The 8654-nt window shown below is 74.3% G+C and carries 7 protein-coding genes and 2 pseudogenes; 8 read left to right on the forward strand and 1 reads right to left on the reverse strand.

Annotated features, from left to right (window positions below; genetic code table 11):
- Positions 1 to 99: 99 nt before the first annotated feature.
- Positions 100 to 1206 (reverse strand): polyprenyl synthetase family protein, encoded by a 1107-nt coding sequence (locus ACWPXV_RS09015; protein ID WP_454084926.1) that lies wholly within the window; start codon positions 1204 to 1206, stop codon positions 100 to 102.
- Between the two features lie 202 nt (positions 1207 to 1408).
- Between ACWPXV_RS09015 and ACWPXV_RS09020 the strand changes: the two genes are divergently transcribed.
- The 8 genes and pseudogenes from ACWPXV_RS09020 to ACWPXV_RS09055 all read left to right on the forward strand — a co-directional run.
- The gene (locus tag ACWPXV_RS09020; RefSeq protein WP_454084927.1) at positions 1409 to 2578 is read left to right on the forward strand and encodes an inositol-3-phosphate synthase; all 1170 of its coding nucleotides are present in this window, start codon (positions 1409 to 1411) and stop codon (positions 2576 to 2578) included.
- Positions 2575 to 3441: an SCO3242 family prenyltransferase gene (locus ACWPXV_RS09025; RefSeq protein WP_454084928.1), complete on the forward strand. Its 867-nt coding sequence runs from the start codon at positions 2575 to 2577 to the stop codon at positions 3439 to 3441. The genes ACWPXV_RS09020 and ACWPXV_RS09025 overlap by 4 nt, the downstream gene beginning before the upstream one ends.
- Positions 3438 to 4283: a sugar phosphate isomerase/epimerase family protein gene (locus ACWPXV_RS09030; protein ID WP_454084929.1), complete on the forward strand. Its 846-nt coding sequence runs from the start codon at positions 3438 to 3440 to the stop codon at positions 4281 to 4283. The genes ACWPXV_RS09025 and ACWPXV_RS09030 overlap by 4 nt, the downstream gene beginning before the upstream one ends.
- A 98-nt stretch (positions 4284 to 4381) precedes the next feature.
- Positions 4382 to 4987, forward strand: a complete 606-nt coding sequence (locus ACWPXV_RS09035) for an EboA domain-containing protein (protein WP_454084930.1) — start codon at positions 4382 to 4384, stop codon at positions 4985 to 4987.
- A 26-nt stretch (positions 4988 to 5013) separates the two neighbouring features.
- On the forward strand, positions 5014 to 5886 hold the full coding sequence (locus ACWPXV_RS09040; RefSeq protein ID WP_454084931.1) for a TatD family hydrolase: 873 nt from the start codon (positions 5014 to 5016) through the stop codon (positions 5884 to 5886).
- A 3-nt stretch (positions 5887 to 5889) separates the two neighbouring features.
- Positions 5890 to 7056 carry a metabolite traffic protein EboE gene (eboE, locus tag ACWPXV_RS09045; protein WP_454084932.1) on the forward strand — a complete coding sequence of 389 codons (1167 nt, stop codon included), beginning with the start codon at positions 5890 to 5892 and terminating at the stop codon, positions 7054 to 7056.
- Positions 7053 to 8414 (forward strand): annotated as a pseudogene (locus tag ACWPXV_RS09050) (alkaline phosphatase family protein); the annotation flags it as partial. The gene eboE and the pseudogene ACWPXV_RS09050, both read left to right, overlap by 4 nt.
- Before the next feature lie 168 nt (positions 8415 to 8582).
- A pseudogene (locus tag ACWPXV_RS09055) lies at positions 8583 to 8654 on the forward strand (sigma-70 factor domain-containing protein); the annotation flags it as partial.

Below are 8654 nucleotides of genomic sequence, written 5' to 3' on the forward strand. Positions count from 1 at the left end.
CTGGACGTACAGGTTCGGTCAGTTGCCCGTTGGGGACCCATTACCGCATCCGGGGCACGGCCGCACCCTGGGACGCCCCGGCCGCGCACGTAGGGCAGGTCAGCTGCCGGCGGCGCGGACGTGGGTGAGGGCGTCCTCGAGACTGCGGGCGACCACGGCGCGGGCGGCGCCGAGGACGCCGGCTGCCGGGGCGAGGAATGACGAACCGTCCAGCACACGGTCCACGGCGGCCAGCTCCTCGCGAGCCTGGCGGGCCACCCGCTCGGGCGCCTCGGACAGCGCGAGCTCGCGGCGCATGACGGCGGCGGTCGCCTCGTCGAGGTCGGCCCGGCCGACGTCCGCCCCGATCGCCGACCACACCGGCAGCGTGCGGGCGTGCAGGACGAGGGTCGTCGCCTTGCCCTCGCGCAGGTCGGACAGCGCACTCTTGCCCGTCACCGACTCGGGCGCGAAGACTCCGAGGAGGTCGTCGACGAGCTGGAAGGCCTTGCCGAGCGCGAGCCCCACCGCCTCCACCTCGCCCCGCAGCGCCGGGGACGCCCCCGCGAGGATCGCACCGGCGCGCAGGGGGGCCTGGAAGGAGTACAGGGCCGTCTTCTCTGCGGCGATGCGCAGCGCGTCCGCCAGCGAGACGTCCTGCAGCCCGAGGGCCGCTGCCACGTCACCGAGCTCCCCGGCGACGCTGACGAACACGGTGTCCCACAGCAGCTGCTGGAGGCGGGCGTGGACGTCCGGCGGGGCGTCTACCGTGGCGACTAGCCGGTGGGCGAGGGAGATCGCGAGGTCCCCCGCCAGCACGGCAGCCCCCTCGGCGAGCTCCTGCGCGGCACCGTCGTCGGCGCCACCGGTGCGCGCCGCGGCGGCCATCCGGGCGGCGAGGTTGGGCTCGCCCCGGCGCATCGTGTCGTGGTCGATGAGGTCGTCGTGGACGAGGAAGCCCACGTGGAGGAGCTCAAAGGCGGCCCCCACCTGTGCTGCCGCCGCGCGCCGCGTCCCCCCGAGGGCGTCGTGCAGCTCGACGACCAGCCGGCCGCGGAACCGCTTGCCCCCGGCGGCGGCTCGGCCGAGCTCCTCCCAGAGCCGGCCGTAGAGGGGCCCGTGCCGCTCCGCGACCGGCCGCAGTTCGGCCAGCAGGCCGCTGAGCACGGCGCTGATCTCCGCCTCGGCGGGGCGCGCGGCACCGGCGCGCGTCGGCGTGCTGTCCACTCGGTCTCCTCTCACGGGCTCGTGCACGGGCTTGCCAGGGCCTCCGCCGAGCCCCGCAACGACGAGTAGGCTTGGGACAAGAGCACGATGTGTTAACGTCTTTTGTCAAGCCGTGTTTCGCATCGACAACACTGTCTTACGTAACATTGCGGAGTTCGGGAACCACAGTCGGTTGCCGAAGCACATACAACGAGGTGATGTGATGACCCAGCCTAATGCCGTCCACGACCAGCGGGTCGGGGTGTGGTTCGTCGGTGCTCGCGGCTCGGTCGCGACAACCGCCACCATCGGCGCCCTGGCCATGGCGGCCGGGCTGGCCCCGCGCACGGGCCTGGTGAGCGAGCTGCCGGAGGTCGCTGTCGCCGGCCTGCCGCCCCTCGAGGGACTCGTCACCGGCGGTCACGACATCCTCGAGACGCCACTGGGGCACCGCGCGCAGGTGCTCGCGGACTCCGGCGTCTTCCCGCCCTCCCTCGTCACGGCCCTGGCCGACGAGCTTGCCGCCGCCGACTCCCGCGTCCGCCTCGCCCCCCGGCTCGGCACCCAGCGCGAGACCGCGCAAGCCGTCGAGCAGGACATCCGCGCCTTCCGTGAGGACAACGACCTCGACCGCGTCGTCGTCGTCGACGTCTCCAACACCGAGCCGCCGGCGGCCCAGCGGCCCGAGCTCGACAGCCTCGCTGCGCTCGAGGAGGCCCTGGACGCCGGCCACGCCCCCCTGCCCACGAGCTCCCTGTACGCGTACGCGGCCTTCCGCGCCGAGTGTCCGCTCGTCTCCTTCACCCCCAGCCCGGGCGCCACGCTCGGCGCGCTCACCGAGCTCGCCAAGGAGCAGGCGCTGCCCTGGGCCGGACGCGACGGGAAGACAGGTGAGACGCTCGTGAAGTCGGCGCTCGCCCCGATGTTCGGCACCCGCGCGCTCAAGGTCCGCTCCTGGGCCTCCTACAACATGCTCGGCGGTGGTGACGGCCAGACGCTGGCCGACCCGCGCGCCGCGGTGAGCAAGACGACGACGAAGGGTGCCGGCCTCGACGCCATGCTCGGCTACCACGTCGACGGCCCCATGCACATCGACTACGTCGAGGACCTCGGGGACTGGAAGACCGCCTGGGACAACATCCACTTCGAGGGCTTCCTCGGCACCCGGATGACCATGCAGTTCACCTGGCAGGGCTGCGACTCTGCACTCGCCGCCCCTCTCGTCCTCGACCTCGTTCGGCTCGCCGCCCGCGCCCACGAGCGCGGGGAGAACGGCGTCGTCGGCGCGCTCGCCTTCTTCTTCAAGGACCCGCTCGGCGGCATCGACCACACCCTCGCCGGGCAGTGGCGCACGCTCGCCCAGTGGTGCGAGAACCTCGGCGCGTCGGCGTGACCAGCGCACGCGACATCGCCGAGCTCGTCCGGCTGCCTGCCGCGCTGTCGGTGCCGGGCGACGCGCTCGCCGGCGCCGCCGTCACCGGCACGCTGGGGTGGCGCACGGCCGGCCTGGCCGCGTCCTCCGTCTGCCTGTACTGGGCCGGCATGGCGCTCAACGACTACGCCGACCGGGACCTCGACGCCGTCGAGCGGCCCGAGCGGCCCATCCCCTCGGGCCGGGTGAGCCCGACGACGGCACTCGGGGTCGCCGGTGGCCTCACCGCTGCCGGGATCGGGCTGGCGGCCCTGGGCGGACGCCGCGCCGTCGCCGTCGCCGTCCCGCTCGCCGCGACCGTGTGGGCCTACGACATGCTCGCCAAGCCCACCCCGCTCGGACCCGTCGTCATGGCCGCTGCCCGCAGCCTCGACGTCGTGCTCGGCGGCTCGGCCGCCCCGCGCCGGGCGGTCCCGGCCGCGCTCGCCCTCGGGGCCCACACCTGCGCCGTCCCCGTCCTCAGCCGCGGCGAGGTCCACGGCTCGAGCCCCGCCGTCGCGCGCGGCGCCCTCGCGACGACGACGGCGGTCGCCGCTGCCGTCGCCGCCGACGGCCTGCGCCGGGGCCGGGCCGGGACGCTCGGCAGGCTCGCGTCGGCCGCGCTCGCGAGCACCTACGCCCTCACCGTGGGCCGGGCGCAGGCGGCCGCCGCCGCCAGCCCGGACGCGGTCACCGTCCGCCGGGCCACCGGCACCGGGATCCGGGGCATGGTGCCCCTCCAGGCCGCGCTCGTCGCGGGTGGGGGCGCCGTCGCGACCGCCGTCGGCCTCATGGCCGCCGGACCCGCACTCCGCGCCGCCGCGAAGGGAATCTCACCGACATGAGCCTACGCCTGTCCTACGGCACCAACGGCTTCACCGACCACCGCCTGCCCGAGGCGCTGGCGATCATGGCCGAGCTCGGCTACGAGGGCGTCGCCCTCACCCTCGACCACCAGCACCTGGACCCCTTCGCTCCCGACCTCGCCGCGCGGGTCTCGAAGACTGCGGCCCTGCTCGAGCGGTACGGCCTCGCGGTCGCCGTGGAGACCGGGGCCCGGTACGTGCTGGACCCGTGGCGCAAGCACGAGCCCACCTTCGTCTCCGAGGAGGGTGCCGAGCAGCGGGCGCGGCTCATCCGGGTGGCCGTCGACGTCGCCGCCGATCTCGGTGCCGACATCGTCCACCTGTGGTCGGGCGCGCTGCCCGCGGGAACCTCCGACGACGTCGCCTGGGAGCGGCTGGTCTCCGGTCTCGCGCCGGTGCTCGAGCACGCCGAGAGCGCCGGGGTGCGCCTCGCCTTCGAGCCCGAGCCCGGGATGTTCGTCAACCGCCTGTCCGGGGTGCGCGAGCTGCGCGCCCGGCTCGGTGACCCCGCCTCGCTCGTCGCGACCGTCGACGTCGGCCACGCCGTCGTCAACGAGGAGGCCAGCCCGGTCGACTGCATCCGCGAGAACGCGGACCTCGTCGCCCACGTCCAGATCGAGGACATGCGCCGCGGGGTCCACGAGCACCTCGAGTTCGGCGAGGGCGAGGTCGACGTCCCCGCCGCCTTGCGCGCCCTGCTCGACATCGGCTACGACGGCCTCGTGTCCGTCGAGCTCACCCGGCACAGCCACGACGCCCCGGCCGTCGCGGCCCGCTCCCTCGCCGTCCTGCGCAGCGCCCTCGACGCCGCCCAGGCCTGACCCCGTCCGTCCCCAGGAGCAGACATGAGCCGCACCCAGCAGCTGCGCGACGCTATCGCCGCGGACCTCTCCCCGCCGCCGCGAGCCGGCTGTCGCAGATGACGGCGGAGATCGCCGCCGACCCCTCCGCCGCCGCCCGCCTGTTCCCGGCCGCCGCCCGCGAGGTCGCGCGCGGCCCCCTCGACCTCGACGACCCGAGCGGCATCCACGGCCCGACCCTCGACGACGCCGTGCGCGGCGTCCTCCTCGCCGCCCTCGCCGAGGCGGTCGACAACGACGCCCGCCTGCTGCGCGAGGTCAGCGACCTGTACCGCTACGGCGACGGCGACGAGAAGCGCGCCGTGCTCCGCGCCCTGGACCTCCTCGGCCCCGAGGCGCAGCCGGTCGTCGAGGACGCGCTGCGCACCAACGACATCCGGATCGTCGCGGCCGCCATGGGCCCCTGGGCCGGCACCCACCTCGACGACGCCACGTGGCGCCAGGGCGTGCTCAAGTGCCTCTTCGTCGGCGTCCCGCTCACCGCCGTCGACCGTCTCGGTGAGCGGACCGACCCCGAACTTGCCCGCATGGTGGCCGCCTACGCCCACGAGCGGCTCGCCGCCGGGCGCAGCGTCCCCGACGACGTCCACCTCGTCCTCGACCAGGAGCCCGGTGCCCTGGACCAGTTCCCCGACGTCGCGGCAGTGCTGCGCCCGTCCGCCTGACCCACCCCCCGACCTGGAGCCCCGCCATGCGCATCTTCGACCCGCACATCCACATGACGTCCCGCACGACGGACGACTACGAGGCCATGCACGCGGCCGGCGTGCGGGCCCTGGTCGAGCCGGCCTTCTGGCTCGGGCAGCCGCGCACGAGCGTGGAGTCCTTCGTCGACTACTTCGACAGCCTCGTGGGCTGGGAGCGCTTCCGCGCCTCGCAGTTCGGCATCGCGCACCACGCGACCATCGCGCTCAACCCCAAGGAGGCGAACGACCCCCGCTGCCGCGGCATCCTCGACCTCCTGCCCCGCTACCTCGCCAAGGACGGCGTCGTCGCCGTGGGCGAGGTCGGCTTCGACTCGATGACGCAGGCCGAGGAGGAGGTCTTCGTGCGCCAGCTCGAGCTGGCCGGGGAGCACGGCCTGCCCGCCATGGTCCACACCCCGCACCGCGACAAGGCCGTGGGGACCCAGCGCACCCTCGACCTCGTCGCCCAGGTGGGCATCGCGCCGGGGATGATCGTCGTCGACCACCTCAACGAGACGACCGTCGACATCGTCGACGACGCCGGGGCGTGGATGGGCTTCTCCGTCTACCCCGACACGAAGATGGACGAGCACCGCATGGTCGCGATCCTCCAGGAGCGCGGGCTGGAGCGGGTGCTGGTCAACTCCGCCGCCGACTGGGGCCGCAGCGACCCGCTCAAGACGTACAAGACCGGGCAGGCCATGCTCGCCGCCGGCTTCACCGAGGACGACGTCGACCGCGTCCTGTGGCGCAACCCCGTGGAGTTCTTCGGGCAGAGCGGGCGCCTCATGCTCGGCTACGACACCTCCGACACCACGGCCGCCACCTTCGAGGGCAACTCCATCCTCCGCGGTGAGCGCCCGTCCGCCGAGGCCTGAGCCGTGCGACTGCGTCACCCCGACGGCACCGTCGTCCACCTCGCCTACTGCAGCAACGTCCACCCCGCCGAGGACCTCGCCGGCATCCACGAGCAGCTGCGGCGCTTCGCCGGGCCGGTGCGTGAGCGGCTCGGCGTCGAGCGCCTGGGCCTTGGGCTGTGGCTCCCTGCCGCGGCCGCGGGCCGTCTCGCCGCCGAGCCCGGTGAGCTCGACGACCTGCGCCGCGTCCTGGACGAGCAGGGCCTGGAGGTCGTCACCCTCAACGCCTTCCCCTACGGCGGCTTCCACGACCCCGTGGTCAAGCACCGCGTCTACCGCCCGGACTGGACCGAGCGCGCGCGGCTGGACTACACGCTGGCCGCCGCCCGCGTCCTCGCCGGGCTGCTTCCTGCCGACGCCGCCCGCGGGAGCATCAGCACCCTGCCCCTCGCGTGGTGGACGCCGTGGTCGGACGAGGCGGCGCAGGCCGCCCGGGCCAACCTCGACGCGCTCGCGACCGGCCTGGCCCGGCTGCGCGAGGAGACGGGCCGCACCGTGCGGGTCGGTTTCGAGCCGGAGCCCGGCTGCGTCGTCGAGACGACGACCGACGCCGTCCGTGCGCTGGCGGGCATCGACACCGAGTACCTGGGCGTCTGCGTCGACACCGCCCACCTCGCCACCGCCTTCGAGGACGCCGACGAGGCGATGGGACGGCTGACCGGGGCAGGACTGCCCGTCGTCAAGGCGCAGCTGTCCGCCGCGCTCCACGTCGCCGACCCGGCTGCCGCCGTGGCGGACGGTCTGCTCGACGAGTTCGTCGAGGACCGCTTCCTCCACCAGGTGCGTGAGCCCGTCGCAGCAGGGGTTGTCGGCCGCGACGACCTCCCGGACGCACTGGGCGGCTCGCCGCTGCCGGCGCAGGCGCCGTGGCGAGTGCACTTCCACCTGCCGCTGCACTCCGCCCCCCGCTCCCCGCTGGCCGCGACAACGACGGAGCTCAGCGCCTCGGCGCGGGCCCTCGTGGGCGGCGAGCGGCCCCTGACAGACCACCTCGAGGTGGAGACCTACACGTGGTCGGTGCTGCCCGCCGACCAGCGGCCGACCGACGACGACGGGCTCGTCGCCGGGATCGCCGCTGAGCTGGACCACGCGCGCGCTGAGCTCCACGCGCTCGGACTGGAGGACGCATGACCGACAAGCTGCTCGTACTCAACGTCGTCGCGCTGACGCCGCGGCTCCTCGAGCACATGCCCCGCCTCAGGCGGGTGGCCCAGCAGGGCTACCGCGCCCGGCTGGACACCGTGCTCCCGGCGGTCACGTGCACCGCGCAGTCCACCTACCTCACCGGCCTGCCGCCCAGCGAGCACGGCATCGTCGCCAACGGGTGGTTCTTCCGCGACCTCGGCGACATCCTCCTGTGGCGCCAGCACAGCGGCCTCGTCGAGGGCGAGCGGGTGTGGGAGACCATCCGCCGTCACCGCCCCGACTACCGGGTCGCCAACGTGTGCTGGTGGTACGCGATGGGCGCCGACGTCGACACGACGATCACCCCGCGACCGGAGTACCACGCCGACGGGCGCAAGGAGCCGGACTGCTGGACCTGGCCGCCGTCCCTGCACGACCAGCTCGTCGCCGAGCTCGGCCCCTTCCCGCTGTTCACCTTCTGGGGACCGGGCGCCAACATCGAGTCCTCGAAGTGGATCATCGGCGCCACCCGCCGCGTCATGCCGGACCACGACCTCACCCTCGCCTACATCCCGCACCTCGACTACGACCTCCAGCGCTTCGGCTCCTCCGGGCCGGAGGCGGTCCGTGCGGCCAAGGAGGTCGACGAGGCGCTCGCCCCGCTCCTGGACGACGCCGAGCGGATGGGCGTGACCGTCGTCGTGCTCAGCGAGTACGGGATCACCGACGTCGACCGGCCCGTCGACGTCAACCGGGCGCTGCGCCGCGCCGGGCTGCTCCACGTCCACACCAACTCCACCGGCGAGATCCTCGACCCGTGGACGTCCAAGGCCTTCGCCGTCGCCGACCACCAGGTCGCCCACGTCTACGTCAGGAACCCCGACGACGTCCCCGCCGTCCGCGACCTGCTGGCCGGGCTGCCCGGCGTCGAGCAGGTGCTCGACGAGGAGGGCAAGAAGGCCGCGGGCCTGGACCACCCGCGCTCGGGCGAGCTCGTGCTCGTCGCCGAGCCCGGCGCGTGGTTCACCTACTACTACTGGCTCGACGACAAGAAGGCGCCGGACTTCGCCAAGCTCGTGGAGATCCACAAGAAGCCCGGCTACGACCCCGTCGAGCTGTTCATGGACCCCAAGGACAGGTGGGTCAAGCTGCGCGCGGGCAAGGCGCTGCTGCGCAAGAAGCTCGGCATGCGCTACATGATGGAGGTCGTCCCGCTGGACCCGGCGCCGCTGCGCGGCAGCCACGGCCGCCTGCCCGAGACCCCGGACGAGGGGCCGGTGCTCCTGTGCTCCGACCCGTCCGCGGCGACGGACCACGTCCAGGCGACCGAGGTCCGCGACCTCCTCCTCCGCCTCGCCGGAGTCCCCGCCCCCGCGGCCCCCCCCGGCGGGGCGCCGGGCACCCCCCCCCCCGCGCGGAGGCCCAGGCCCCCCCCCAGCAGGAAGACGGGTCTCGCGGCCCCCGCCGCGGCCGCGGCCGACGCCCCGGTCCAGCAGGTCGTCACCGCCGGTGCCACCGCCGACCCGGTCAAGGACTATCTCAAGCAGATCGGCAAGGTCGCCCTCCTCAACGCCGAGCAGGAGGTCGAGCTCGCAAAGCGCATC

Source organism: Georgenia sp. Marseille-Q6866 (genome assembly GCF_965111665.1).